Raw genomic sequence first — 26658 nt, 5'->3', positions numbered from 1 at the left:
CGTTCAGCACTCAATTACATTCACAGCGAGGCCTCCTCGAGAGGTTTCCTTGTACTTGGTTTTCATGTCGGCGCCGGTCTCGCGCATGGTCTTGATGGCCTTGTCCAGCGAGACCTTGTGGCTGCCGTCCCCGTGCAGGGCCAGCCGCGCGGCGTTGATCGCCTTGACGCTGGCGATCGCGTTCCGCTCGATGCACGGGATCTGCACCAGGCCGCCCACGGGGTCGCATGTCAGGCCCAGGTTGTGTTCGATCCCCACCTCGGCGGCGTTCTCCACCTGTTCGGGCGTGCCGCCCAGCACCTCGCAAAGCCCGGCCGCGGCCATGGAGCAGGCCGAGCCCACCTCGCCCTGGCAGCCCACCTCCGCACCGGAGATGGAGGCGTTGATCTTGAACAGAATCCCGACGGCGGCCGCCGCCAGGAGGAAGCGCACCACACCGTCGTCGTCCGCTCCGGGAACAAACTTGACGTAGTAGTGGAGGACCGCCGGCACGATGCCGGCCGCCCCGTTGGTGGGGGCGGTGACGATGCGGCCGCCGGCCGCGTTCTCCTCGTTGACGGCCAGCGCGAAGAGGTTCACCCACTCCATGGCCCGCAGCGGATCGGTGCTGGCGGAATCTCTGGACAGGGTCTGGAAGAGCTGCGGCGCGCGCCGCTTCACCTTCAGCCCTCCGGGGAGGATGCCTTCGGCGGAGCAGCCGTTGTCCACGCATTCGCGCATGACGGCCCACAGCTTCAGCAGTTCCTCGCGGAGTTCCGCCTCGCTGCGCCATGCCAGTTCGTTGGCGAGCATGACGTCGGAGATCGACATGCTTTCGCGCTTGCAGATCTCCAGCAGCTCGTTTGCCGTGCTGAAGGGGTACGGCAGCGGGGTTTCGTCCGCCACCACCTTGGCGCCGGCGTCGGCATCGCCGTCAACGACGAAGCCGCCGCCGATGGAGTAGAAGCTCCGTTCGCTCAGCACCGTGCCGGCGTGGTCCAGGGCGCGGAAGGTCATGCCGTTGGGGTGGGCCGGGAGCGACTTGCGCCGGTGCAGCACCACGTCCTCGTCCCAGTTGAAGTCCACCCGGTGGTCCCCGCCGATCCGCAGCTCGGCGTCAAGGGCGGCGGCTGCCACCTGGTCGTCGGCGGTGGAGGTGTCAACGGTTTCCGGTTCCAGGCCCTGCAGTCCCAACACCACGGCCTTGTCGGAGCCGTGGCCACGGCCGGTGGCGCCGAGGGAGCCGAAGAGCTCTGCCTGGACCCGGGTGGTGGCGCTCAGCAGCCCGCCGCCCTTGAGTCCGTCGGCAAACTGCTTTGCCGCCCGCATCGGGCCGACCGTGTGTGACGACGACGGCCCGATGCCAACGGAAAACAGGTCCAGGGCGCTAAGCGCCATCAGGGCACCTCGGGGGAAGCGAACTCCCTCATGGCGTCCAGCAGCCAGCGGCCCAGGTAGTCGGCGAACGAGGCGCGGGGGAAGAGCCGGAAGCTTTCCTCGCCGGTCTTGAACAGGACCACCGGGATGTTGCCGACCTCGGTGTTCAGGGCGGTGCCGGCCTTGAGGGTGCGGGGGTGCAGGTCCAGGGCGCAGCCCTTTTCCAGCACCGAGCGGGCCCGCGGCCCGGACAGCTCGAACGTGGTGCGGTTGGCGGACAGGTCCACCACCTGGCCCGGAGCGTCGCCCAGGGCGGACTTGAGGGAGCCGATCAGGTCCCCGCCGAGGGAGTCGTGGGCGTCTTCCGGTGCCACGATGAGGAACTCCTGCGGGCCGAGCCACAGGACGCTAACGCGTTCCGTGCCGCGGACCTCGCCGCAACGCTCCGGCAGGCCGCCGGTGACGGAGGCGATCCGGGTGCCGGCCTCGGAGCTGGTGTCCACGCGGACGCCGGCCATGGTCTGGAACGGGCCCTCTTTGAGGGTGACTGTTCCCTGCACGGACCCGGTCTCGAATGCTTCGGCCAGGTGTGAGGCTGGGCTGCGGCGGATTTCCCGGAGTCCATTGATGCCTGTGAAGGCTGCGGTGTTAGCCATCTTTGCGGGTCCCTTCGGGGTCAAACAGTACGGTTTCTGCCACGACTACGTCGACGAGCTGGTTGCCGGCGGCGGCCACCAGGGTCTCGCCGATCCGGTTGCGGCCGTTCTTGATGAGGGCCAGGCCGAACGAACGGCCCAGGGCAGCGCTGTGGTAACTGGAGGTCACGAAGCCCTGCATCGGGACCGGGCCGTAGGCGGGGTTCGCCGGGATGCCCTTCTCCACCAGCTGGGTTCCTTCCGGAAGCCTCAGCGAGCCATCCACCGGCAGGACGCTGACCAGGTGCTTGCGGTCGTCGCGCTGCTGGTCCACCCGGGAGTAGGAGCGCTTGCCGATGAAGTCCTTGGCCTTGGAAACGATCCACTCCATGCCGGCATCCTGCGGGGTTACCGTGCCGTCGGTGTCCTGTCCGACGATCGGGTAGCCCTTCTCGGCGCGCAGCACGTGCATGGTCTCGGTGCCGTAGGGGGTGATGTTGAACTCGGCACCGGCCGCGGCCACGGATTCCCAGGTGTTCAGCCCGTACCAGGACGGCACGTTGATTTCGTAGGCCAGTTCACCGGAGAACGAGATCCGGCAGATGCGGGCCTGCACGCCGGACGCGAGGGTGGTTTCGCGGAAGGTCATGAACGGGAACGCCTCGGCGGACAGGCCGCCGTTGGCGGCCAGTTCCGGGGCGACCTTGGCGATGACGTCGCGGGACTTGGGTCCGACGACGGCGATCGTGCTCCACTGTTCGGTCACCGAGGTGCAGTGCACGTCGAGTTCCGGCCATTCGGTCTGCAGCCATTCCTCCAGCCAGTCCAGCACCTTGGCGGCGCCGCCGGTGGTGGTGGTCATGAAGTAGGTCTCTTCGTCCAGGCGCAGGGTCACGCCGTCGTCGAAGATCATGCCGTCCGAGAGGCACATGACGCCGTACCGGGCGGAACCCGGGGCGAGCTTCTTGAACGCGTTGGTGTAGATGCGGTTCAGGAATTCACCGGCGTCCTTGCCGCGGATCTCGATCTTGCCGAGGGTGGTGGCGTCCATGAAGCCCACGGAGTCGCGGACGGCGGCGCACTCGCGGAGTACGGCCTCGTCCATGTCCTCGCCGTTCTGCGGGTAGTACCAAGGCCGCTTCCACTGTCCGACGTCCTCGAACAGCGCGCCCTGGGCAACGTGCCACGGGTGGATCGAGGTGACGCGGGCGGGGTCGAACAGCTCGCCGCGCTGGCGTCCGGCCAGTGCTGCGAAGGCCACGGGGGTGAACGGCGCACGGTAGGTGGTGGTGCCGATGTCGCCGATGCCCCGGGAGGCCTCGCCGGCCTGGCGGAGTGCCGCGGCGATGACGCCGATGGCGTTCACGCCGGAGGTCTTGCCCTGGTCGTTGGCGGTGCTGATCGAGGTGTAGCGCTTGACGTGCTCCACGGACCGCATGCCGGCGCCGGTGGAGCGCAGGACGTCGGCCACGGACTGGTCACGCTGGAAGTCGACGAAGTGGTTGTGCCAGTCGTCCGGGGTTCCGGTCTGGCCGGGGACCAGCCACAGCTGCCGGGTCGGGGCGGAAGCCCTCGGCTCCCCCAGGGCGGAGGGCTCGACGGCGGACTCGAAGCCGGCGGCGATGGCCGCCGAAGCGCCGGCCGAGACGCCCTCGGCGAGGCAGTCAGCCAGTTCGAAGCTGCCGCGGCCGGAGCCGATGGTCTGCTGGTTCGGGACCACGGTGGCCGGCACGAAGGCGGCCAGGTCCTCGTCCCAGCGCAGCTTGCCCTGGCGCTGCGAGTGCAGGTGGACCAGCGGGCTCCAGCCGCCGGACACTGCCAGCAGGTCGGCGGCGATCTCTTCGACGCCCGAAGTGAGTTCGCCGTCGTCGTTAATGCTGCGGACGGTGACGCTGTTCAGCCGTCCGTCCGAGTCGGCTGCGGTGTTGGCCACCGCGCTGCCGATGAGCACCCGGGTGCCTGCCTCGACGGCGGCGGCAGCCACCGGCGTGAGGCTGGAGCGGGCGTCGACGACGGCTGCGAGCTTGATGCCCGCGGCGCGCAGGTCCGCGGCCAGGGCGTACGCGCTGTCGTTGGTGGTGCTGATGACCACGCGCTGGCCGGCGGCCACGGCGTAGCGGTTCAGGTAGCTGCGGACAGCCGAGGCGAGCATGATGCCCGGGCGGTCGTTGTTCTCGAACACCAGCGGACGCTCGTGGGCGCCGGGGGCCAGCACAACCTGGCTGGCACGGATGTGCCAAATACGCTGGCGGGAGACGCCGGCGGCGGCCGGGCTGGAGAGGTGGTCGGTGCGGTTCTGGACCGCGATGACGTAGTTGGCGTCGTAGGCGCCGAACGCGGTGGTGCGGTTCAGCACGGTGCTTTCGGCGCCGGAGACGAGCTCCGCCTCGACGTCGGCAACCCATTCCAGGGCGGGCTTGCCCTCGATGCTTTCGGCCAGTTCGGGGGCGGTGGATCCGGACAGCAGGGAGCCGCCGAGTTCGGGCTGGTCGTCCATCAGGATGACGCGGGCCCCGCTGCGGACAGCTTCGCGGGCCGCGGCCAGGCCGGCGGGGCCGCCGCCGATGACGAGGATGTCGGTGTGGACGTACTTCTTGTCGTACTCCGCGCGGTCATCGGCCGGGTCCAGCTTGCCGAGGCCGTTCAGGTAGCCGGCCTTCAGGCCGTCCACGAGGGAAACGGTGGTGGCGGGGAGCATGGACTCGGCGACGTCGCCGGGGAACCGTGCTTCGATCCGGACCAGGGCGTTGGGCTCTTCCGTGCCGGCCGCTAGGATGCCGCGGGCACGGTCCTCGTACAGCGAGTTGCCGGCGGCGACTCGGCCGTTGGCCAGCAGCGCGGAGGCCAGGGTGTCGCCCGGGTGTCCGGTGAATTCCTCGCCGTCCACGGTGAAGCGCCAGGAGATGCTGCGGTCGATGCGGCCGCCGGTGCTGAGGCGCGCGTTCTGGGAGGTCACTTGGTCGCTCCTTCCGGGGCGGTGCTGGGGCTGAGGGGGGTGGTGCTGGCGGCGCCGGTGCTTGCGGTGCCGGTGTCAGCTGCAGGTGGGACGGGCGCGGCGGGCCGCGGCACCCCCATCGGGTAGACGGCCTGGATGTCGTAGGTGACCGTGTCGCGGAGCATGTTGAACCACTGCCGGCAGCCGGTGCTGTGCACCCACCGTTCGGCGAAGGTGCCCTTGGTGTTCTCGCGGTAGAACAGGTACTCGGCCCATTCCCGGTCGGTGAGGTCGTTGGGGTTCTCGGGGTAGGGCACGTGGGCCTGGCCGCCGTAGTGGAACTCGGTTTCGTCCCGCGGGCCGCAGTTGGGGCAGGAGATAAGCAGCATGTGCGTCTTCTTTCTTGTGGACCGTGGCTAGTGGGCGACGGCGGCGGCGCCGTGTTCGTCGATCAGGGCACCGGTTTCGAAGCGTTCCAGGGCGAACGGCTTGTTCAGCTTGTGCGGTTCGCCGGTGGCGATGGTGTGCGCGAAGGTCAGGCCGGCAGCCGGCGTGCCCTTGAAGCCGCCGGTGCCCCAGCCGCAGTTGACGAACATGTTGTCCACGGGGGTGGTGCCCACGATCGGCGAGGCGTCCAGGGTGGTGTCCACGATGCCGCCCCAGGTGCGGAGCACGTGTGCGCGGGCAAAGATCGGGAACAGTTCGACGGCGGCGGCCATCTGGTGCTCGATCACGTGGAAGGAGCCGCGCTGGCCGTAGCCGTTGTAGGAGTCGACGCCGGCGCCCATGACCAGTTCGCCCTTGTGCGCCTGGGAGACGTACACGTGGACGTGGTTGGACATAACGACGGTCGGATGGACCGGCTCGTGCAGCTCGGAGACCAGTGCCTGCAGCGGGTGGGACTGGATGGGGAGCCGGAAGCCGGCCATTTCCGCCAGGACCGAGCTGTGGCCGGCGGCGCAGAGGCCCACCTTTTCGGTGTTGATGGTGCCGCGGTTGGTCTTGACGCCCACCACGCGGTTGCCGTCCTTGACGAAGCCGGTGACTTCGCAGTTCTGGATGATGTCCACGCCCAGCTCGTCGCACTTGCGGGCGAAAGCCCAGGCGACGTGGTCGTGCTTGGCGATGCCGGCGCGCGGCTGGTAGGTGGCGCCCATGACCGGGTAGCGGATGTTGTCGCTGATGTTCAGGATGGGGCAGAGTTCCTTGACCTGCTGCGGGTCCAGCCATTCGGCGTCCACACCGTTGAGCTTGTTGGCGCCCACGCGGCGGATGCTTTCGCGCACGTCGCCCAGGGTGTGGGCCAGGTTCATCACGCCGCGCTGGCTGAAGAGGAAGTCGTACTCCAGCTCCTCGGGCAGGATCTCCCACAGCTTCAGGGCGTGCTCGTAGATAGCGGCGCTCTCGTCCCAGAGGTAGTTGGAACGGATGATCGTGGTGTTCCGGGCCATGTTGCCGCCGGCCAGCCAGCCCTTTTCCAGGACGGCGATGTTGGTCATGCCGTGGTTCTTGGCCAGGTAATACGCGGTGGCCAGGCCGTGCCCGCCGCCGCCGACGATCACGGCGTCATAGGAGGACTTGGGCTCGGGGTTGTGCCACAGGAACTCCGGGTGTTCCGGAAGGTGGTGCGTGCTCACTGGCCTGCTCCAATCATGTCGTTTTCAAAGGCGGCAATCTCGGTGGCGCCGCTGAGCTGGGGGTACAGGGGGAACTGCTCGGCGAGCGCGGTGACGCGGGCGCGGAGTTCGACGGCGGTGCCGTCGTCGAGCGTTCCGGTGCCTGCAGCGCTGGTGAGGGCCGTGGCGATGATGTCGGCGACCTCGGTGAATGCGGCGGCGCCGAAGCCGCGGGTGGCCAGCGCGGGGGTGCCGATCCGGAGGCCGGAGGAGACCATCGGCGGGCGGGGGTCGAACGGGACGGCGTTGCGGTTGACGGTGATGCCGATGCGGTGCAGCACGTCTTCTGCCTGCTGGCCGTCCAGTTCGGAGTTCCGCAGGTCGACGAGGACCAGGTGGACATCGGTCCCGCCGTTGACCACGGTGATGCCGGCGGCTTCGACGTCGGGCTGCAGGAAGCGTTCGGCCAGCAGCTTGGCGCCTTCCAGGACGCGATTCTGGCGTTCCTTGAAGCCCTCGGTTGCGGCGAGCTTGAAGGCCACGGCCTTGGCGGCAATGACGTGCTCCAGCGGGCCGCCCTGCTGGCCGGGGAAGACGGCGCTGTTGATCTTCTTGGCGTACTGCTCCTTGGCGAGGATAACGCCGCCGCGGGGGCCGCCGAGGGTCTTGTGCGTGGTGGTGGTGACGACGTCGGCGTACGGCACCGGGTTGGGATGCAGGCCCGCGGCGACGAGGCCGGCGAAGTGGGCCATGTCCACCATCAGGTAGGCGCCAACGAGGTCGGCGATCCGGCGGAACTCAGCGAAGTCGAGCTGGCGGGAGTAGGCGGACCAGCCGGCCACGATGAGCTTGGGCTTGTGCTCGAGGGCCAGGGCTTCCACCTCGGCCATGTCCACCCGGAGGTCCGATTCGCGCACGTGGTACGGGACCACGTTGTACAGCTTGCCCGAGAAGTTGATCTTCATGCCGTGGGTGAGGTGACCGCCGTGTGCCAGGGAAAGACCGAGGATGGTGTCACCCGGGTTCAGCAGGGCGAACATGGCGGCGGCGTTGGCCTGCGCGCCGGAGTGCGGCTGGACGTTGGCGAACTCGGCGCCGAACAGTGCCTTCACGCGGTCGATGGCCAGCTGCTCGACGACGTCGACGTGCTCGCAGCCACCGTAGTAGCGCTTACCCGGGTAGCCCTCGGCGTACTTGTTGGTGAGGACCGAACCCTGTGCCTCCATGACGGCCGCAGGAGCGAAGTTCTCCGAGGCGATCATTTCCAGCGTGGACTGCTGGCGGTCCAACTCGCGTGCGACGGCCTGCTGGATCTCGGGATCGACTGCGGAAAGTCGGTCGTTCAACTGCTCAACCACGAATACTCCTTATGAAATACCACTTAGCTTGGGACTGATATATCAGTGTGAGGTCAATGGTATGATTGAGCTCACAACAGAGTCAATACCAGGAAGCAAAATGGCACTTCGCTTCCGCTTGGAGCCCATGAACGGAGTCCCGCTGTGAATGCCCTTCCCGCCATGCCGCCCGCCGAGGACGAAACGCTATCCCAGGCCGAGGCCGCGTACCGGCAACTGCGCGACAAGCTGATCATGCTGGACATCCGCCCTGGCGATCCCATCAATGACGGCCAGCTGGCGGCCGAACTCGGGTTCGGCCGCACGCCCGTGCGTGAGGCCATCAAGCGGCTGGAGGTGGACCACCTGGTGGTGTCCTACCCGCGCCGGGGAACATTCGCCACCACCGTGGACTTCACCGAACTGGCCGACGTCTCGGAAATCCGCGAACTGCTTGAGCCGCTCGCCGCGCGCCGGGCCGCCAAGCGGGCCAACGCCGCCATGCGCGAGGAACTGCTGGACGTTGCCAAGGCCATCTCGGAGCTGGCCCCCACCCCCGCGCAGTCGCGGGAGCTCATGCGCTACGACCTGACGGTGCACCGGCTAATCTACCGCGCCGCGGCCAACCCGCACCTCGAGGACACCCTGATCCGCTACGACAACCTCGCCACGCGCATCTGGTGCCTGGTGCTGGACAAGGTCCCGTCGGTGAGCGGGCACATCGGCGAGCACGTGGACCTGCTCCGGGCCGTGGCCGAAGGGGACGCGGACAAGGCGGGCGAGCTGGCGCTGCACCACGTCACGAGCTTCGAGGAAACCATCCGCAAGGTGCTGTAGGACTTTCGCGCGGCCGCCACATGCCCTTGTTGGCGGCCACCCGGGCGGCTATTCTGCCAGAAACGTCCGCCGCCAATGAGGGTGACCGCAGGGCCAGGTACCTGCCACTTCCAGGCCTGACCAGCGTTTCGAAAGAGGCACGCCGTGTCCGTTGCACCCACCCCTCAAGGCGCGTCCCGGCGTCGTCTGCTTTTTATCCTCCTTGCTGCCGTGGCGGCCATTCTGGTGGGTGTGGCCATCGCCGTTTCCGCGCCGGCACCCCGGGCGGACCGGCAGACCGCCACTGCTTCCCCGCCATCTGCGGCGGCCGCTACCCCCACTGAGGCGCCGAGCTCCGCTCCCCCGGCTTCCGCTTCCCCCACTAAGGAGGCTGCGAAACCAGCGGCCGCGGAGCTCTTGGACGAGGCCAACACGGTGTGCGAAATGCGCGTGACCGAGAAGCACCCCACCGCCGAGGTCCGGCCCGGCACCAAGTCCACCGCCGGGGCGAAGACCGGCAGCTACCAAACCACCGGCTCCTACGCTGACCCCACGGCCGGCAAGCCCGCGGCCACGGAATTCCGGTGCTCCTCGGTCAACACCGGCGGCACCTGGACCGTGAACATGGACCGGGGCTGAACCACTGGCGGACTAGAGGTTCAGCGGTTGCCGAAGGCTAGGCGCGGTTGCGGCATTCAGCAGGAGGTTGGTAATGCCCAACATCTCCTCCGTTGCGCGCAGCAGCGAGTAGTGGCTGTAGGCACCCGTAACGACCGTCCCCGGAATGATGGATGGTGCCACCACAAAGTTGGGAATGGGCGTGTCCTCGTCATACAGAACAACGACGGCGGTACGTCCGGCCTTGTAGCTTTGGCTCGCCAGGATCACCGGCAGCCACCTCGAAAGCCATGTGTCGCCGGTGGTGATGCTGCAGTCATGAGTGTCGTTGCAGACATTCGGAGTGATGAGCGAGAAGCCGGGCAGCGTGTTGTTCGTCAGGTCGTTGAACAGATTCCCGGACGTTGTGGTCCCGAGCGGGACGTTGTTCGCTGCGCATGCGGCCCTGTCGCCGGTCCCCTGGTAGTACGCCTCCGGATTGTGCCGCACCGCGTAAAGGCCTGAATCAGTCAGCCTGCAGTTCGACGGCATGTCCTCCTGATAGCTCTTCTGGGTCAGCCCGCGTGCCCGGACCTGGCGGAAGAGATTGTCGGCGGTGATGGGCGGAAGGCTCCCCGGGCTGCTGTCCGACGTCACGCCCTGGTTGCTTCCGGATGTCATTGCCAGATAGCTGGGCAGCGAAGGGAACGCGGACCCGGCGTCGCTCCAGTTGGTCAGGCTGGCGCACTTTTGGGCTGTCTGGGTCATGTACGGTGCGCTCGGGCTGCCGATGACCTGGGAGTACCTCTTGTTCTCGAAGATGATCCAGATGACGTGGTCATAGGTCGCTGGCGGAGCGGCCGTTGTTCCGCAGGGGTTGGTGCTCGGCGGCGGTGGCGGGGGCGGCGGAGGCGTGGAGCCGGTGGTGAGGACCAGCTGCGGCCGGCGGGCGGCGTCGCTGAATTCCTTTGAGTTGTAGATAACGCCATCGGAGTTCGTGCTGCTGATGCGCAATGAGTAGGTTCCGTCGCCCTTGACCAGGCTGAAGACATCCACTTCCACCCAGGTGCCGGTGCTGACGGCTCCCACGGAGGCAATGTTGGTGCTGCTTGCGGCAGGGGCGTTCGACCAGGTCACGGAGCTCTCAGCCCAGCTGTTGTCAGGCACGTGGCGGAACTGTCCGCCAGAGGGCGAGGGGTCAGCCACGAAGAGCCGCAGCTTGGCGGCCGTGACCGTGCCCCCGGTACCCGTGACGACGAATTTCAGGAACGACATCTCCACAGGGCTGTTATCGGCCTTCAGGCCGGTTGCCGTGCCGTAATTGGTGCCGGGTGTCGCACTTTTCACGACCGCGTCGGCGGTGGGCCCAAGGGTAATTGTGGCGGCCCGGGCCGGAACGGCAGTTAAAGAAAAAGTGGCCGTGAGCAACAATGCTGCAGCCGCAGAAAATGGTCGAAGATGCGTATTCTTCGAACAGGGACGATTATTCCGTAGATTGCCCCGTGGAACCACAGAGCTCAATTGGAGTTTCATGAGAAAATTCCCATCTTGGCGAGGGCATGAAATAGTGGTGCGATGTCGTCCCAGGCGTTGCCCGGGAACCGCGGCGGGCGAGGGCTTCCACGTCCCTGACCGACTGGACGGAGCGGTGCCTTTTGCCGGTGGGCTCATTATAGAAAGCGCGATAAATGGAGGGCTGTACGCACTTTTGCGTATGGTCTTTATGCAAATGCCGCTTGCCGACAATCAGTCAGCAAGTTCTGCAAAGTGATCATCACCAATTGTCATTCCAGCATTCAATATAAGAACAGCGCGAGCCGCGACCTTAATTGCTAGAATACAGGCGTGGCGCGGAATGAGGCGTTATATCGGGAGTGGCTGGAATTTGTCGGGGAATTCCTGCAGCACCCATTTGCGGCCCACCCCAATCCGGAAGAGGACATCTCGAAGCGGCTCACCGCTTCGTTCAACGCCGCATGCTGCAGCCGCAGCAGTGTTGGGCCGGACTGGGTTGACCACATGGAGGGCTGCTGGCCCGGCGATTATCTCCCCAAGCTGCCGCCGGGCCCGCGCATTCCCGATGCCACTTGGCAACCGCTCCTGCGCTGGTACGCCGTCACAGGACTTTCCGGTCCCCAGTCACTTGCCCGGGTTCCCAGCCAGGTGGCTGGCCGGCGCATGCAGTCCGAGTGGCAGGATCTGGCCAGGCCGATGGGAATCAACTACCAATTGGCCATTCCACTGCTCCTGGATGGTCCGGTCCACCGCGCCTACCTGCTGGCGAGGCCTGACCGGGAGTTCGACCAGGATGAGCTCACCCTGGCCATGGCACTTCAACCGGTCCTGACCGGCTTGTACCGGCAGCTCGCCTGGGCCTCGGAAGACTCGTCAGCAGACGGGCCGGGGCTCACCCAGCGGGAACTGGCCATTTTGGGGCTGCTCGGCCAGGGGCTGACCGCCACGTCGCTGGGCCATCATTTCAATATCTCGCCGCGGACAGCCCAAAAGCACCTCGAACACATCTACCGCAAGCTCGACGTGGGCGACCGCCTGATGGCCGTCCAGAAGGCCGACCGGCTGGGTCTGCTGGACCGGGCACTGGCGGTGGTAACAAACGGCAGGATCTGAGAAAACGGGGAATCCCCCGGACCTTCCCGGGGGATTCCACTGTCATGGGTGAATGCTATTCATGGGGTGAATGCAGTTCCTGGGTTTGCTAGTGGCCGCCGCCTCCGATCACGCCTTTCTCGACGGCCTTCGTGACGGCGTCGGCTTCGGCCTGGGTGAGGGTGCCGTCCTTGACGGCCGTGTCCAGCCTGGTCTTTAGCGCGGCAGCGCGTTCGGCCTGCTCAGCCGTGCGGATTTCCGTCAGGGCCGCGGTGACCTTGGCTTCGTCCACGCCGAGTGCCTTTGCGAGGGACTTGGCCAGGGCTGCATCCTGGGCGGTGCGGTCAGGCCTGGTGCCCTCGGTCGGTGTCGTCGTCGGCTTATTGGCCTCGCGGAACGCTTGGATTGCGTCGCTCACCTTCGTTTGGTCGACACCCAGCTTGGCGGCAAGGTCTGCCGCGATCTGGCCTCGGTCGCCCTTGTGGCCCCGGAAGCCGTCAGTGGATGCAGTGCTGTCCGTCGAGGTACTCGACGTTGCGCTGGGGCTCGGGGTAGTGGCGGCTGAGGCCATTCCGGTAACCCCCAGGCCGGCGCCCAGCGCCAGGGCGCCGGCGGTGATTCCGAGGGTGATTCGTTTGGTTCGTGACATGCTGTCTCCTTGATCGGCCGCGATGCGGCTTTTGAACGGAAGGGCATCTGTCCTAGCCCCTTCATCAAAGATCCGGCAGCAGGTTAGTTCACCGCTGTTCGGAAACTGTCAGGAGGCTGTGAACCCGGCGGCCCTACGGAACCAGTGCCGCCTCAATCGCGGCAGCAACTACCGAGGAGTAGTGTGAAGGCCATGGACGAGTCGCCTCAGGACGGTGAACATACACCGGAACTGTTCCGCAACGTGGACGGAGAAACTCTCCGGCGTCAGGTGCTGGAGATCATCAGCGATGTGCTGGCGGACTCCGATCCGCAGAAGGCCTGGGCCAGGGAGCAGTTGCTCGATCTGCTGGCAACCCACATGGATGACCCCGAACAGGCACTGCTGCACCACCTGATCAGCACCAGGAACGTCCCCGCCTCCTCACATGAGGATTCAGCGGAGGATTCTCCCGAGCACACCCCGGCCGCACCGGGAAAGAGGATGCTGCTGACAGCCTTCCAGCCCATCAGGCAACTGCCCGGCGGAGCAGTGATCGGGGTTGAGGCGCTGGCGCGGTTCGTCAGCCATGAGGGGACCAGCGCAGACGTCTGGTTCCGCGGAGCGGCGGCCATGGGGCTCGGGCCGGACTTGGAAATCGCGGCCCTGCACCTCGCCCTTTCCGCCGCAGGTGAGATTCCGCCCCACCTTTATGCGTCGTTCAACCTGAGCCCCACGGCATGTGCCGACCCCCGCGTTCAGGCGCTGATGCTGGGAGGGACGGTCGACCCGGACCGGATGGTCATCGAAATCATGGGCGACATCGCCGACCGGGAACTGGCGGGCCTCGCCGCAGTCCTGAGCCCCCTGCGCCAGCACGGCGTGCGCCTCGCCGTGGACGGCTCCGGTCCGGCCGCCACCTCGGCGAAGCAGATTCTGCACCTGCTCCCCGACGTCATCAAGGTCGACCGCGACTTCCTCGCCGGCGCCGTGGCCTCGGCAGACCAGCCGGCTGCGCCTCCCTTCGTCTTCGCACTGGCCGAGCAAACCGGTGCCACACTGTCCGCGGAGGGCATCGAAAGCCCCGAGGAACTCGCCGCCGTCGTAAAACTGGGAATCGCCAGAGGCCAGGGGTACCTGCTGGGCAGGCCCTCGGTGGACCCCCGGGACTGGGCCGCCTGGACCGGTGAGACCGATCCGCTGGAGGGGCGCCACTAGAAGTCCCCGGTCCGCACTCGGCCGGTTGCGGGAGAATCGCACCGGTTCGCTGCCTGGAGCCAAACTGTGAGTTCGCTCTTAATCTGGCCCGCGGGCTTTTTGTCTTAGCCCAGCGGGCGTAACTTTCGAGAAAGGGCCTCTTTTTCCAGGCGTCGGCGCCGGAGTTGCAGGCCGCCCGGTCCGGAAGAGGCCAACATGAAAACACGTACGCGTAATGCCGCCGTTGTGGCGGCCATAGCCATCATCCTGGGGACGGCCGGCGGTGGAACGCTCACCGCGCAGGGGCAGGCGAGGCAACTGATCTCCGACGACGCTGTGATCCTGGTGTCAACTGCCTCCCCGGACCACCACAGCCGCGGGGAACACAGGACCACCCACCGCAACAGGAACACGTCTGCGCAGGAAACGACGGCGCAGACCCGGACGCAGCAGAACCCGTCGGCCGAGGCCGGGGTGGAGGCTGCCGCCGATATGGGGGCGCGGGGCCAGGCCTCCGGCCAGTCACCAAACGGCGCGACTACGGAGGTGGTCCTCAAATCCCTGCCCGGTGTCGATTCAGACGGGGATTCTTGCTCGTAGCCGGGCCCGTTCCGGAACAACCGCCTAAACACCGAGGGCGGCCCGCACCTGTCGGTGCGGACCGCCCCGGCGGCGGGTGCCGCCGTCGGCTTTGAAGCCGTCGAATTTCGAGTCAGGAAAGACCTAGACGATGGCTGCGCGGAGTTCCTTGGCGGCCAGTGCGGGGTCGGCTGCACCGTAGATGGCGCCGCCGGCGACGGCGACGTCGGCGCCGGCTTTCTGCACGTCACCGATGGTGGCGAGCTTCACGCCGCCGGCCACGGAGAACGGAACGCGGGCTTCGGCACCGGCCTTGAGCAGACCGTTCAGGTCAAAGCCCGGCTTGGCCTGCTCGTCCAGGCCGGCGTGCATCTCAACGAACTTCGCACCCAGGGCGCGGACTTCCTTGGCACGGGTGACCTTGTCAGCGATGCCGATCAGGTCAACGACAACACCCTTGTTGTGGGCCTGGGCTGCCTTGACCGCACCGGCGATGGTGGAGTCATCGGCAGAACCGAGCACGGTGACGAGGTCGGCGCCGGCCTTGAAGGCGATGTCAGCTTCGAGCTCGCCGGCGTCCATGGTCTTCAGGTCAGCGAAGACAACCTTGTCCGGGTGCGCGTTCTTCACGGCGGTGATGACGGAGAGGCCTTCTGCCTTGATCAGCGGGGTGCCCAGTTCGATGATGTCAACGTGCTCGGCAACCTTGCCGGCCAGCTCGAGGGCAGCTTCGGTGGTCAGGAGGTCGATGGCAACTTGGAGCTTCATGATTCTTTCCTTTGTTCGTGAGGTCTTTCAGGATTGGTTTTTCCCTGGTTCCATCCTCGAAGGCCAGGCGGGTGGGCGCCACGACATAATCGGACAGTCTTTCCCACCCAAAGGGATAGGCGGCACCGCAGATTTTTATACAATGGACAGGTGTCAGTCACCGCCACTGCTCTTTCCCTGACGCCCGGCACCGCCGAAGGTGTGAAGCCTCTGCTGGAGGCGATTGCGTCCCTCTCCTCCGCACCACTGGCCGAGATTGCCCAGCGGCTGCACGAAGCCATCCTCCCCTACTTGCACAGCACCGCCCTCGTGATCTTCACCGAAGACTGCACGGGCCGGCCGCAGAAGAAGTCCGGCGACGAAGCCGTGATCAGCCAGGTTTCCATCGCCGAACTGGACGCCATCAAGGCGACGCTGTCGGGAGACGAAAAGTGGCAGGGCCAGGCGCCGATCGGCGGGCGGGAACATCCGGTCCTCGCCCTCCCCTCGCCGACGAATGCGCTGCTGGTCCTGGTCGATCCCCGGCCGGTCACCGGCGGTAGCGGTGCTGAGCCTGCCGGGCAGGAGACTGCGGTGCCGTGGCTGGTCCGCTATCTGTGGAACCTCGCAGCCGAGCGTATCCGCGAAAAGGTGGCGGATGCACCGCCGTCGTACCTTATCGAGTCCCGGGCGGCGTCAGCCGAACGGGTCAGGGTCACGGCAGAGCTGGTGGACCGGCACTCCACAACGCTGGAGACCCTGCTTGCGGCGCTGCGGGCTCCCTCGCTCGCCGACGAGGCGGCACGGAAGTCCGCCACCGATTTGGCCGCCAAGGCGTTGGTGGAACTGCGGACGGTCAACGACCGCACCACGGAACTCGTTGAGGAACCTGTTGCCACGGCATTCCAGCGCCTCCGCGAGGATCTCCGCCCGCTGATGCATTTCAGCGGCATCGACGTGCAGTTCATCGAGCCCCCGGTCAACGGCCGGGCCCTTCCCGGGGAAGTGGCGCACGCTGCCCGGGCCATCGTCAGGGGCCTGGTGCTCGCCATGGTTGAGCAGCCGGACGTGCGCCGCATCCGCACCCAATGGGATTGCGACGGCGAGAACCTCCTTATCAACGTCCGCGACGACGGCCAGGGCAATCTTTCGCGCGAGGCCCCCAGCATCGTCCGGCTAGTGCAACGGGTGGAAGTCCTGGACGGCCGGATGACGATTGACCTGATGAAGGGTTGGGGGGCCGACGTCGCCGTCACCCTTCCGTTGGACCCGCCGGAGCGCAAACTGCCCGACGTCGGCGCATGGAACCTGGGCGACCGCGAACTCGAGGTGCTGCAGCTGCTGGCCGCCGGGCAGCGCAACCGCGCCATCGCGGCCATGCTGCACGTCAGCGAGAATACGGTGAAGTTCCACCTCCGCAACATCTACCGCAAGCTCGGCGCGACGTCGCGCACCGAGGCGATCGCCCTGGCGCACAGCAACGGCCTGCGTTAGGGACTGCGCGAGGAGTGCTGCCCGGTTCCAGCTTCACTGATTCCCGGCTGTGCGACTGTGCGCAGCCTGCTACCCGGGAGTGGCGGCGCTGTGGATTGGTAGGTGTGGCCGGTGGGTGTGGTGATTTCGATGGTGTGCCGGGGTCCTGGTCTGGGTTGGGCTTTCCAGCCGGGGAGTTCTTTGGTGTGGTTGCAGGCTTCGCAGAGTCCGGCGCCGTTGGCGACGGTGGTGGGGCCGTCGTTGTGCCAGGGGATGATGTGGTCGTGGTGGCGGATGGGGGCGTCGCAGTATGGTGTGCGGCAGGTGTCGTCGCGGAGGTGGATGAAGCGGCGCAGCTTGGGCGGGAACAGGCGACGTTTCGAGTCCATGGCGACGAGGTCGCCGGTGCCGGGTGCGGTGTAGAGCCGCCGGACCCAGGTCGTGAGTTCTTGCAGGCTGGTTGGATCGACCTCGGCTGCCGCGTCCGGGGCTTTTGGCCCGCGACCCGGCTCTTCTTGCCCTTGGGTTAGCAGGTTGCGGGCGAAGTAGCCGGGGATGATGCCGTAGCCGGGGATCCGGGCGGGTTCGGAGTCGCCTTGGAGGAGGGTGTGGTCGGTGATGATGAGGTTGAGTTCGATGCCGGTGATGCCGCCGGGGGTGCCGGTGGTCCTTTCGACCAGGGTGTCGGCCTTGATCTGGTCGCGGGAGCGTGGGTCTCCTGCGGCGTGGAGGGTATCGGCGTGACGGGTCAGCGCCGCGTACACGGTGACGCCTTCGTGGACGGGCAGCAGGGCTGTCAGGTAGGTCATGCAGTCCGGTGCGGGGCGCAGGCTGACTCTCCGTTCGGAGACGGCGTGGCTGGCGCGTTGGGCGACGGAGCGGGGGTCGCGCCGGATGGCGGCGGCGCGGACAGCGGCGATGACGGCCCGGGTTCCGGCGCCGGTGAAGGTTCCGGTGTCGGCGGCGAGTTCCTCATCAACGGCGGCCCGGTCGGCCGGGCTCAGGCAGGCGGTCTCTTTCACGAAGTGCGTGACGCGTTCTTCGTTCAGCTGCCCGGTCTCCAGGGCGGCCCGGGTGTGGGGCATCTGCACCAGGGCTTTGGCCGTGCCGAGGAGCCTCTGCCCGCGGTTCGGGGACTCGCCCCGGGCCAGCGCGATCTGCTCGGCCGCGCCCGGGCCGCGGTCTTTGCCCCGGTCTTTGGTGCGGTCTTTGCCCAGGTCCTCCTCGGCGTCCAGGACCGGTCTGTCGGTGGATTCCTGCCGGAGCCGGGCCTCGAAGGTGACGGAAAGCCTTGCCTGTTGCCCGGCGGCCCAGCACTTGACGTTCTCGTACGCGCGGACCTGGTCGATCAGCCCGGCGTTGTCGGCCGTGAGGTCAGCTGCCGGAAGAAGCCAGCCGGAGGTTGTTGGAGGTGCACCGGCCACAGCGTGCCGGGGGGTAACGGCGCCGGAGGGACCGCCGTCGTCAAAGAGGTCCCCGTCGAACGGACGCTCCGCAAACAGGACCTCAGGAAACGGGTCCTCCGGCAACGAGGCCGGATACACGGCGTCCAGATCATCGTCATAAGGCAACCCGTAATACGGATCGGCGTCGAGAACCGCGGCGTCAGGGACGTGGCAAAGGGCGCCAGGAACCCCAGCAGCCAGCAGAACAACGCCGCGCGGCGCCCCTGCTGTCAGTGCCGAATTCCCGAAGCCTTCCATGAACACAGTCTGCCAAGGGGGTCCGACAATAAAGGGCCGATCAGGCGCCAGATGCGGCCGGATCCAAAAGTTTTCTCGAATCATCCCAGAACGAAAACCAAGTAGCACTTCAGGGGGTTCCCAGCGCTGAGAACGCCCTGTGCTGCTACACAGTTGGGTGGCTGGCGCTTGCCTCCGCTTGGGGCTGGTGGCAGGGTGGCGGCATGGCGATCGAAGTTCGGCCGGCGACGCAGTTTGAGGACGTGAAAGCGGTGGTGGGGCCCAAGCGGCCGGACGCGACGGTGTGCTGGTGCCTGAGCTACCGCATCCCCTCCAAACAGAACGTCGAGCTTCGGGGCACAGAGCGCGGGGACCTGGTCCGGGAACTGCTTACGGAGGATCCGCCGCCCGGCGTTCTGGCGTACGACGGCGGGGAGGTAGTTGGGTGGGCAGGTGTCCACCCGCGCGCCGATACCAGCTTTGCCCGCAACCGCCGCATCCCCCACGTGGACGATCTGGACGTCTGGTCTGTGTGGTGCATCCGGGTCCGGCCGGGGTACCGCGGCAAGGGAATCTCCCACCGGCTGCTGCAGGGCGCCGTCGACTTTGCCCGCTCCTACGGCGCGCCAGCCATCGAGGGTTATCCAGTGGACAACCAGGGCCAGAAGGTGGACCTAACCATGGCCTACGTTGGCACACGCAAGCTCTTCGAGGCGGCAGGCTTCACCAAGGCTGCCGACACCGACTCCGTGCTCAACGGCTTCCCGCGCGTGCTGATGCGCCTTGACCTGGGCTGACTGGAGGATCTGGGCTGATTGAAGGGCTCTGCGCTGAATAGACTCCCTGAGCATGATGCCCGACGGCGTTACCCGGCTTAACGCGATGTCGGCTCCGTCACACTTCCCGGCATAGGATCGGGACATGGCTTCGAACAATGTTCTGGAATCCGATGCCGACGCCGAGGGCGACGGCGGCCAGCAGGGCGGCGTCCAGTCCGTCGACCGGGCGCTTGCCGTCCTGGAGATCCTGGCCCGCGACGGCCATGCCGGCGTGAGCGAAATCGCCGAGGAGATGGGCATCCACAAGTCCACTGTGTCCAGGCTGCTCGGTTCGCTCGTTGGCAGGGAGATGGTCCACCAGAACAGCGAACGGGGCAAGTACCAGCTGGGCTTCGGCATCCTTCGCCTGGCCAGTTCCATTCCTGGCCGGCTGAGCCTGGTCCGCGAGGCGCGCCCGGTACTCGAGACCCTGGCCGAGGAATTCAAGGAAACCGTCAACCTCGCCGTACTCCGCTCCAACTACGCCGTCAACGTGGACCAGGCGATGGGGCCATCAACCCTCGCCACCTATGACTGGGTGGGAAGCCTGACTCCCCTGCACGCGACGTCGAGCGGTAAGGTCCTGCTCGCGGCCCTGGCCGCGGAAGAACGTGAGCGCATCCTGACGGAGACGGGACTGCCGGCCCGGACGCCGCGGACCATCACCAAACGCGACAAACTCGAAAAACAGCTGATCGACGCTGCCCACGACGGCTACGCGGTGACCCTCGAAGAGTTCGAAATAGGGCTGAACTCCATGGCGGTGCCGGTCTACAACCACCTGGGAACGGTGATCGGGGCAGTCAGCATCTCCGGCCCGGCGTTCCGCTTCGACCCGGAGAACGTACCGGGCCTCGTGGAGGGCCTGGGCCAGGCCGGCCTGCGGATCAGCGCCAATATGGGCTACACGCGGCGCTGACAAGCTCAATCAGCGGGCCAAGCCGAGCACGTACTTCTCCATGGCATCGGCGGCCGCGGTTGCTCCGCCGGAGTTGCGGACGCGCTGGCTCATCGCCGCAATGTTGCGCCGGATCTCCTGGTCCTGGCTAACCTCCGCCACCGCTTCGCGAATCGAATCCGGGGTGACGCCCTCGGCAGGAAGGCGGCGGCCCAGTCCCAGGTCCTCGACGCGGCGGGCGTTGGCTTCCTGCTCCGGCTGCAGCGGAAACGCCACCAGGGGGACGCCCAGATACAGCGCCTCCATGGTCGAGTTCATCCCCGTGTGGGAGAGGAACACATCGGCATGCCGCAGGACATCCAGCTGCGGAAAGAAGGGCCGGACCTCCACGTTCGGCGGGATTTCCCCGAGTTCGGACACCTCCAGACGGTCGCCGACGGCCATGGCCACCTGCCACTCTGTGCCGGCAAAGGCCTCCATGCACATGCGGAAGAAATCCGGCCGGTCGTTCAAGGGCGTGGTTCCCAGCGAAATGAACAGCAGCGGCGCGTCCTTTCGGCGGGGCTGCCATTCCTCCTCGCTGCCCCTCCGGCCAAGACTGGGCCCCACGAAGTGGAAACGGCCATCGAAGGTGTCCCCTGCGGGCTGGAATTCCCGCGGGATGAAGCAGATGTTCAGGGACGCCGGAGGTCCTTCCATGAAGTTGAACCCGGCCAATCCCTGCTCCCTGGCGAAATTCTCGATGAGCTCGCGGGCCTGATTCCACGCCGCCCGCATTTCCGCAGGTGCACGCGAGGGCATCAGCTCCCGCATCGAGAAATGTTCATTGGTGGCATAGGTCGGCAGCAACGCGATGTCCGGCAGATCAAGCTTCATCGCGGCCATCTTCCCGGCGAGGGTCATCGCGTCGTAGCAGACCGCATCCGGCTGATCCGCGGCGAGACGGGACAGCAAAGCGGGGAATTCCTCCCGCGCCCTTTCCAGCAGCCGGTCAAGCAGCCCCGACATCATGCCGGACCCCAGCCCGGCGAGCATGCCCGCCCGGGGCGAGCCGCCGGCGTCGTCCTTGGCGGTGCCGCCGGGAGGAGCCGCGCTGAACCGGGGAAACTGCGAAGACAGGTCCTCGCCGTTCTCGAAAAAGACTGCCCCGGCAGATTCGACGGCGGCCGCGTACTTGGCCGAGGTGGCATAGGTGACGCGGTGGCCCCTGCGGACCAGCTCCGCGACTACGGGCAGCGTGGGGTTCACGTGGCCCGTGGCTGGAAGGCAAACAATGGTGAAATGCATGACTGATACTCCTCCGCCGGGCAGCGACAGGATCATCGTACGCGCTTAAAAACCGATTGAGCCCGCCCGGATTCGGGCAGGCTCAATCAGCGGTCAGCGGTTTTAGGTGGTGGGGGTGGTTTCTTTGCGCTGGAGGGTTTCGGCGCGCTGCTCCAGTGGCGGGGTGTCGGCGGTGAGGCCGAGCAGGGCTTCGCCGGAGAGCGGGACGTCGCCGACCTTTTCCTGGACCCAGTCGTGGAACGCGCCGATGTGGTGCTCGGACGGGACCAGCACCCCGCCCTTGGCGTAGGACTTGGAGGCCATGCCCGGCTGGCAGCGTTCGCAGGCGTCGAAGTCCTGCATGTTCACCCGGTGGAACAGCTCAACAGAGGCGCTGACGTCCTTGCCGGACTCCACCACGGAGGGCAGGTACAGCCAGTCGCATTCAACGATCGTGTGGTCCGCGGACATCGGGAACATCCGGTGGATGATCACGTGGTCCGGGACCAGGTTCACGAACACGGTCGGCTTGATCGTGATCGCGTAGTACCGGCGGTCCTGGTCCTCGGCCACACCCGGGATCACGTCCAGGCCCTCGGACCCGTCCACGGTAAAGCCCTTGATGTCCTCACCGAACTCCGCCCCGTGGCCCACAAAATACTGGGCGGCCAGGCCGTCAGCGAACTCCGGCAGGACCTCGGTCAGTTCCGGGTGGATCGTGGCGCAGTGGTAGCACTCCATGAAGTTCTCAATGATCAGCTTCCAGTTCGCCTTCACGTCATACCGGATCCGGCGGCCCACGGACAGGTTCGCGACGTCGTACCCGTCGATGGCGTGCACGTTGCCCAGGCGTTCCTCGATCGCGCCCATCACTTCTTCCTCGAAGGACGGCGGTTCCTCGGCCAGGCAGACCCACACATAACCCAGGTACTCACGGATGTGGACCTTGGACAGGCCGTACTCGTCCCGGTCGATGTCCGGCATCTTGGTCAGGTTCGGGGCCGCGATCAGCTTGCCCTCGAAGTCATACGTCCAGGCGTGGTACGGGCACTGGAAATTCCGGGCCGCTTCACCCTTTTCCTCCATGCACAGCTTCACCCCGCGGTGCCGGCACACGTTGTAGAAGGCCCGGATCTCGCCCTTGCGCGTCCGCGAGATCAACACGCTTTCCCGGCCGATCTGCACCGTCTGCCACGCCCCCGGCTTGTCCAGATCCGAAGACCGGATCGCGCAGAACCACATCTGCTCGAAAATACGCTCCTGCTCCGCCCGGAAAATCACCGGATCCGTGTACAGATGACCGCCCAACGTCGGGATCAGGCTCGGCGTGGATACCTCAACAGACAATTTGCTCTCCTCAGGTTGGCACTGGCTAGTGCGCGGGAAATCTAATGAACTCTTGTAGGGGCGCCGGTTTGGCGGCCCGGTTTTTGTCTAGTGCGCGGTTGCAGCGGCGGGTGCGACGGCGGCTGCGGGCTTGGGTGCCGGCGTCACCAGGCTTCTCCGCCATTTGGTGAACAGCCGCGGCTGGTTCATGCCCAGAACCGCCACCGCGTCCTCGCCCCGGTAGTAAACAGCGAGAAAGTTGTGTTCGCTGGGGTCGCCGGCCTCGATTTCCAGGCGGTCGTGACCCGTTGAGTGGCCGGCGAACTGGATCTTCACCCCGTGCTGGTCCGACCAGAAATACGGCGGCTTCAACGGCTGCGCCGGGGTGTCGCCGTCCGCGGAGTCGCTCCCCAGCAGGGCCTGCACAGCCAGCGCCGCCCGCTCCAGGGCACCGGTCCAGTGCTCCACCCGGCGGTGCCGGTCAACAGCAGCGTCGAACCAGGCAGCACAGTCCCCCACCGCAACAATGCCCGGAACACTGGTGCGCCCCATCGCATCACACAACACCCCGCCGTCGACCTCCACGCCCGACCCGGCAAGCCACTCAACATTCGGCTCCGCACCGATCCCCACCACCACCACGTCAGCGGCCAGTTCCCTGCCATCAGCCAGGCGAAGTCCGGTCACGCTGTTCGCGGCGGTGTGGAACTCGTCGATGCCGGTGCCACAGATCAGGTTCACGCCATTGGCCTCGTGGAGGTCGGCCACCACGGATCCCATGTCCCGTCCGAGCTGGGCCGTGAACGGGACCGGCGCGTTGTTGATCATGGTCACCTCCATCCCGCGTGACGCGGCGGAGGAGGCAACCTCGGCACCGACGAAGCCGGCCCCGATCACGATCATGCGGGCGCCGGCGACCAAACGGGGGGTCAAGCCCTGGGCATCAGCCATGGTCCGCAGGTAGAACACGTTGTCGAGGCCGGTGAGGGCGGGGATCTGGCGGGCCCGTGCACCGGTCGCGATGACAATCCCGTCTGCGGTGACGGTGCGGCCGTCATTGAGGCGGATGGTCCGTGTGTCTGCATCCAGACCGGCGGCGCCGCCTCCCAGAAGCCACTCCGCGTTCAGTCCATCGTCGTCGGTCTCAAGGAAGAGGTCTTCTGCTGTAATGGTGCCGAGCAGGAAATCCTTGGACAGGGGCGGCCTGTCATAGGGACGGTGATGCTCATCGCCAATGATGACCAGCCGTCCCGAGAAGCCTTGAGCGCGGGCGGCCCGGGCTGCCGAGAGGCCAGCCAGCGAAGCTCCCACGATCGCAAGCGTCTGCATAGTTCACTTCTTTCTTAATTGCTTTATGCGCAACAACAATCACGATAAGCAACAGAGTGCTGCATCACATGCCCACTGTCAAGAAGTGACGGCGGCAACAAAAAGTCCTTGACAACGCGTGTGAGCTAGCGCACTCTGTTGCTGAAGGCGAAGTGTGTTGATTACTGCGGAACTCAGGGCAGCCCTACTGCTCCCGGCAAGAATGTCGGTCCGCATCCACGTAGCCAGGATCGTCGATGGCGACCATCCTGGCTGTCGACTCAGAGGACGAGCCAAACCTGGGGCCGGGCGCTTACCGGCGGCCGCGGCTGGGCCGTCCTCACATATTCAATTAAGGAAAACCCTCAATGACAATCAATAGTGAAGTCACTATCGATGAAAGCAGTGAAGACGGTCGGGCCTCGGGGGTGGATCCGGCCTTGGCGCAAGAACCTGAAACTCCGCAGGAAGACCTGGAAATCCTTCAGGCCCTGCGGGAAACCGAATCAGAACACGAAGAAGCCCGGCGCAGCAGCCAGCTGTTCCGGCAGGGAGGCCTCGACAAAGTAGTTTTCGGCGTCGCCGGACTGCTCACGCTGGCCTTTGTAATTTGGGGCTTTGCCGGCAAGGAGAACCTGGCAGCAACCTCCCAGGTGGTCCTTGACTGGGTCATGGAGAACACCGGCTGGCTGTTCGTTGCCCTTTCTTCGCTGTTCGTGGTCTACGTGCTGTGGCTGGCGGTCAGCCGCTTCGGGAACATTCCGCTCGGGAAGGACGCGGAAAAGCCCGAATACTCCATGGTCTCGTGGGTGTCGATGATGTTCGCCGCCGGCATGGGCATTGGCCTGATGTTCTACGGCGTGGCCGAACCGCTCTACCACTACATCTCCCCGCCGCCGGGCACCGTTGACGGCCAGACTCCCGCGGCCGTCCAGACGGCAATGGCAACCTCGATCTTCCACTGGACCCTGCACCCTTGGGCCATGTACGCAGTGGTGGGCGTTGCCATGGCCTACGGAACCTACCGCCTCGGCCGCAAGCAGCTCATTTCCACGGTCTTCACGTCGCTGTTCGGCATCCGCAGGGTGGAAGGTCCCGTCGGCAAGGTCATCAATATGCTGGCCATCTTCGCCACGCTCTTCGGAACCGCAGCATCGCTCGGACTCGGAGCGCTGCAGATCGGCAGCGGCATGGCGTCCAACGGCTGGATCGGCGGCCAGCTTGCCACCCCCGTTCTGGTGGTCATCGTGGCTGTACTTACAGCCTGCTTCGTGGCCTCGGCAGTCTCCGGAATCAGCCGCGGCATCCAGTGGCTGTCCAACATCAACATGGTCCTGGCCGCAGTCCTGGCCGTCATCGTGTTCGTGGCCGGGCCGACGCTGTTCATCCTGAACCTGATCCCGGCAGCAGTCGGCGACTATGCCCGTGACCTGGCCGAGATGGCATCCCGCACCGAGGCCGTCGGCGACGACGCGCTCCGCACCTGGATGTCCGGCTGGACCATTTTCTACTGGGCCTGGTGGGTTTCCTGGACTCCCTTCGTCGGCCTGTTCATCGCCCGCATCAGCCGCGGCCGCACCATCCGCCAGTTCGTCACCGGGGTCCTGCTGGTCCCCAGCATCGTCAGCGTGATCTGGTTCGGCATCTTCGGCGGCGCCGCAATCAACATCCAGTCCAAGGCGGATGCCACCCCCGACACCGGTGATGGCCTGGCCAAGATCGTCGACGGGACTCCCTCGATTTCCTTCGACGGCGCCCTGTTCGACCTGCTGCACCACCTGCCGCTGCCCAACGCCATTGCCGGCGCGGTCGCCGTCCTGGCGATGGTCCTGGTGGCCATCTTCTTCGTCACCGGCGCCGATGCGGCTTCCATCGTGATGGGCTCGCTCAGCTCCAACGGCGCTGAAGAACCGCGCCGCGGCGTCGTCATCTTCTGGGGCGCCCTCACCGGTGCTGTGGCCGCGGTGATGCTTCTCGCCGGCGGCGACAAACCGGCCGAGGCGCTGGCCGGACTGCAACGGATCACCATCGTGTCAGCACTGCCCTTCGTCGTGGTGATGTTCCTGATGTGCTTTGCCCTGACACGAGACCTGCGCCGGGACCCGCTGTCACTTCGCAGGCGGCTGGTGACCTCCGTCGTCGAACGGTCCATCCGCAGCGGCGTTGAGCAGCACGGCGGCGTCCAGTTCGACTTGGTGACCAAGCACGAATGTGACGAACGGTGCGCCAAGGATGAGCTCGATCCGCAGGGGGGCAGGCGTCACTAGGCTCTGAGCGGTATTAAGCAATGAGCACGGGCGGCCGGATCCGGGTGGCACAAGCCACCGGTTCCGGCCGTTCTTGCGTTGGCCCCTACCCCGCTCCGGCCGAGCTGGCGCGCCCGGCATCCTTGCCGCCCTCGCCCCCGGCCCGGTCCTCACAGAGCCGGAACGCGATGTCCGCGGCGCGGGCGGTCGCCTCCCTCGCCCCTGCAGAGCCGGCATCGTCTGTCCCGGCTTTCTGGCCCGCCACATAGCCCACCATGAAGGCCGTCACCGGCGCCGCGGCATGTATGACCTGATCCGCGGATTTGCGCGCCAGATCCAGCAGCAGTTCCTGATCGACGTCGAGATCAGGGATCTCCAACGCCCTCGCCAGCTGCTCACACCACTCCGCCAGGGTCTGCATTTCGTCATTGACTGCCATGATCTCTCCTTACACAGAACAGTTCGTTCAGCTTGCGCCGGCCGCGTTGACGCAGCAAGGCCCGGCGCCTACGATCGCTTATATATCAGTTATCTAGCTCACAAATATCAAAGGCATATCAGCCCCGCGCGTTCGGGTGGACTGTGTCAGCC

The 26658-nt window shown here is 66.2% G+C and carries 23 protein-coding genes; 9 read left to right on the top strand and 14 right to left on the bottom strand.

Going from position 1 to position 26658, the window contains the following annotated elements; translation table 11 throughout:
* Nucleotides 1-3 precede the first annotated feature (3 nt).
* Genes R5O87_RS16260 through glyA form a run of 6 tightly spaced genes read right to left on the bottom strand, consistent with a single transcriptional unit; the run spans nucleotide 4 to nucleotide 7900 of the window.
* The gene (locus tag R5O87_RS16260) at nucleotides 4-1377 is read right to left on the bottom strand and encodes an L-serine ammonia-lyase (protein WP_410555577.1); all 1374 of its coding nucleotides are present in this window, start codon (nucleotides 1375-1377) and stop codon (nucleotides 4-6) included.
* Nucleotides 1377-2012, bottom strand: a complete 636-nt coding sequence (locus R5O87_RS16255) for a sarcosine oxidase subunit gamma (protein ID WP_410555576.1) — start codon at nucleotides 2010-2012, stop codon at nucleotides 1377-1379. The genes R5O87_RS16260 and R5O87_RS16255 overlap by 1 nt, the downstream gene beginning before the upstream one ends.
* Entirely contained in the window at nucleotides 2005-4947 is a 2943-nt protein-coding gene (locus R5O87_RS16250; protein ID WP_410555575.1) for a sarcosine oxidase subunit alpha family protein, read from the bottom strand. The genes R5O87_RS16255 and R5O87_RS16250 overlap by 8 nt, the downstream gene beginning before the upstream one ends.
* The gene (locus tag R5O87_RS16245) at nucleotides 4944-5315 is read right to left on the bottom strand and encodes a sarcosine oxidase subunit delta (protein ID WP_410555574.1); all 372 of its coding nucleotides are present in this window, start codon (nucleotides 5313-5315) and stop codon (nucleotides 4944-4946) included. Before R5O87_RS16245 ends, R5O87_RS16250 begins: the two co-directional genes overlap by 4 nt.
* Nucleotides 5316-5342: 27 nt before the next feature.
* Entirely contained in the window at nucleotides 5343-6563 is a 1221-nt protein-coding gene (locus R5O87_RS16240; protein ID WP_410555573.1) for a sarcosine oxidase subunit beta family protein, read from the bottom strand.
* Entirely contained in the window at nucleotides 6560-7900 is a 1341-nt protein-coding gene (gene glyA / locus R5O87_RS16235; RefSeq protein WP_410555572.1) for a serine hydroxymethyltransferase, read from the bottom strand. Before glyA ends, R5O87_RS16240 begins: the two co-directional genes overlap by 4 nt.
* A 144-nt stretch (nucleotides 7901-8044) precedes the next feature.
* Here glyA and R5O87_RS16230 point away from each other — a divergent pair, with 144 nt between their 5' ends.
* Entirely contained in the window at nucleotides 8045-8716 is a 672-nt protein-coding gene (locus tag R5O87_RS16230; protein WP_410555571.1) for a GntR family transcriptional regulator, read from the top strand.
* A 144-nt stretch (nucleotides 8717-8860) separates the two neighbouring features.
* Entirely contained in the window at nucleotides 8861-9334 is a 474-nt protein-coding gene (locus tag R5O87_RS16225) for a hypothetical protein (protein WP_410555570.1), read from the top strand.
* Nucleotides 9335-9346: 12 nt separating this feature from the next.
* Here the strand turns inward: R5O87_RS16225 and R5O87_RS16220 are convergent, their stop codons facing one another.
* Complete coding sequence (locus tag R5O87_RS16220; RefSeq protein WP_410555569.1) at nucleotides 9347-10639, bottom strand: CBM96 family carbohydrate-binding protein; 1293 nt, start codon at nucleotides 10637-10639, stop codon at nucleotides 9347-9349.
* 498 nt (nucleotides 10640-11137) lie between these two features.
* On the opposite strand from R5O87_RS16220, the gene R5O87_RS16215 reads away from it, so the two are divergent.
* Nucleotides 11138-11920, top strand: coding sequence for a helix-turn-helix transcriptional regulator (locus R5O87_RS16215; protein ID WP_410555568.1), 783 nt, complete (start codon nucleotides 11138-11140; stop codon nucleotides 11918-11920).
* 88 nt (nucleotides 11921-12008) lie between these two features.
* Here R5O87_RS16215 and R5O87_RS16210 read toward each other — a convergent pair whose 3' ends face one another.
* Entirely contained in the window at nucleotides 12009-12548 is a 540-nt protein-coding gene (locus R5O87_RS16210; protein ID WP_410555567.1) for a hypothetical protein, read from the bottom strand.
* Between the two features lie 192 nt (nucleotides 12549-12740).
* Here R5O87_RS16210 and R5O87_RS16205 point away from each other — a divergent pair, with 192 nt between their 5' ends.
* Together R5O87_RS16205 and R5O87_RS16200 are read left to right on the top strand one after the other, a co-directional pair.
* A complete protein-coding gene (locus R5O87_RS16205; RefSeq protein WP_410555705.1) occupies nucleotides 12741-13745 on the top strand; it encodes an EAL domain-containing protein in 1005 nt (334 codons plus the stop codon).
* A gap of 195 nt (nucleotides 13746-13940) precedes the next feature.
* Nucleotides 13941-14324 carry a hypothetical protein gene (locus R5O87_RS16200; protein WP_410555566.1) on the top strand — a complete coding sequence of 128 codons (384 nt, stop codon included), beginning with the start codon at nucleotides 13941-13943 and terminating at the stop codon, nucleotides 14322-14324.
* 123 nt (nucleotides 14325-14447) lie between these two features.
* Here R5O87_RS16200 and hxlA read toward each other — a convergent pair whose 3' ends face one another.
* Nucleotides 14448-15071, bottom strand: a complete 624-nt coding sequence (gene hxlA / locus R5O87_RS16195; protein ID WP_410555565.1) for a 3-hexulose-6-phosphate synthase — start codon at nucleotides 15069-15071, stop codon at nucleotides 14448-14450.
* A 150-nt stretch (nucleotides 15072-15221) separates the two neighbouring features.
* Here hxlA and R5O87_RS16190 point away from each other — a divergent pair, with 150 nt between their 5' ends.
* Nucleotides 15222-16544 carry a helix-turn-helix transcriptional regulator gene (locus tag R5O87_RS16190; protein ID WP_410555564.1) on the top strand — a complete coding sequence of 441 codons (1323 nt, stop codon included), beginning with the start codon at nucleotides 15222-15224 and terminating at the stop codon, nucleotides 16542-16544.
* Here R5O87_RS16190 and R5O87_RS16185 read toward each other — a convergent pair.
* On the bottom strand, nucleotides 16541-18226 hold the full coding sequence (locus R5O87_RS16185; protein WP_410555563.1) for an HNH endonuclease: 1686 nt from the start codon (nucleotides 18224-18226) through the stop codon (nucleotides 16541-16543). The genes R5O87_RS16190 and R5O87_RS16185 overlap by 4 nt on opposite strands.
* 203 nt (nucleotides 18227-18429) lie before the next feature.
* Between R5O87_RS16185 and R5O87_RS16180 the strand changes: the two genes are divergently transcribed.
* Nucleotides 18430-19002, top strand: a complete 573-nt coding sequence (locus R5O87_RS16180) for a GNAT family N-acetyltransferase (protein WP_410555562.1) — start codon at nucleotides 18430-18432, stop codon at nucleotides 19000-19002.
* A gap of 124 nt (nucleotides 19003-19126) precedes the next feature.
* Entirely contained in the window at nucleotides 19127-19942 is an 816-nt protein-coding gene (locus tag R5O87_RS16175) for an IclR family transcriptional regulator (RefSeq protein ID WP_410555561.1), read from the top strand.
* A 9-nt stretch (nucleotides 19943-19951) separates the two neighbouring features.
* On the opposite strand, the gene R5O87_RS16170 is transcribed toward R5O87_RS16175, so the two are convergent.
* From R5O87_RS16170 to R5O87_RS16160, 3 genes are all read right to left on the bottom strand, one after another.
* Nucleotides 19952-21208 carry a macrolide family glycosyltransferase gene (locus R5O87_RS16170; RefSeq protein ID WP_410555560.1) on the bottom strand — a complete coding sequence of 419 codons (1257 nt, stop codon included), beginning with the start codon at nucleotides 21206-21208 and terminating at the stop codon, nucleotides 19952-19954.
* Nucleotides 21209-21310: 102 nt separating this feature from the next.
* Nucleotides 21311-22534, bottom strand: coding sequence for an aromatic ring-hydroxylating oxygenase subunit alpha (locus R5O87_RS16165; protein ID WP_410555559.1), 1224 nt, complete (start codon nucleotides 22532-22534; stop codon nucleotides 21311-21313).
* Between the two features lie 87 nt (nucleotides 22535-22621).
* Nucleotides 22622-23842, bottom strand: a complete 1221-nt coding sequence (locus R5O87_RS16160; protein ID WP_410558542.1) for an NAD(P)/FAD-dependent oxidoreductase — start codon at nucleotides 23840-23842, stop codon at nucleotides 22622-22624.
* 347 nt (nucleotides 23843-24189) lie between these two features.
* Between R5O87_RS16160 and R5O87_RS16155 the strand changes: the two genes are divergently transcribed.
* Nucleotides 24190-26088 carry a BCCT family transporter gene (locus tag R5O87_RS16155; RefSeq protein ID WP_410558541.1) on the top strand — a complete coding sequence of 633 codons (1899 nt, stop codon included), beginning with the start codon at nucleotides 24190-24192 and terminating at the stop codon, nucleotides 26086-26088.
* Nucleotides 26089-26173: 85 nt separating this feature from the next.
* On the opposite strand, the gene R5O87_RS16150 is transcribed toward R5O87_RS16155, so the two are convergent.
* Nucleotides 26174-26506, bottom strand: a complete 333-nt coding sequence (locus R5O87_RS16150) for a DUF6457 domain-containing protein (RefSeq protein ID WP_410558540.1) — start codon at nucleotides 26504-26506, stop codon at nucleotides 26174-26176.
* Nucleotides 26507-26658 lie beyond the last annotated feature (152 nt).

It is taken from the genome of Arthrobacter globiformis (assembly GCF_046536215.2).
Taxonomy (GTDB): Bacteria; Actinomycetota; Actinomycetes; order Actinomycetales; family Micrococcaceae; genus Arthrobacter; species Arthrobacter globiformis_E.
The sequence above is the reverse complement of the archived record's forward strand: the minus strand, read 5'-3'. Positions and strand labels throughout refer to the sequence as shown.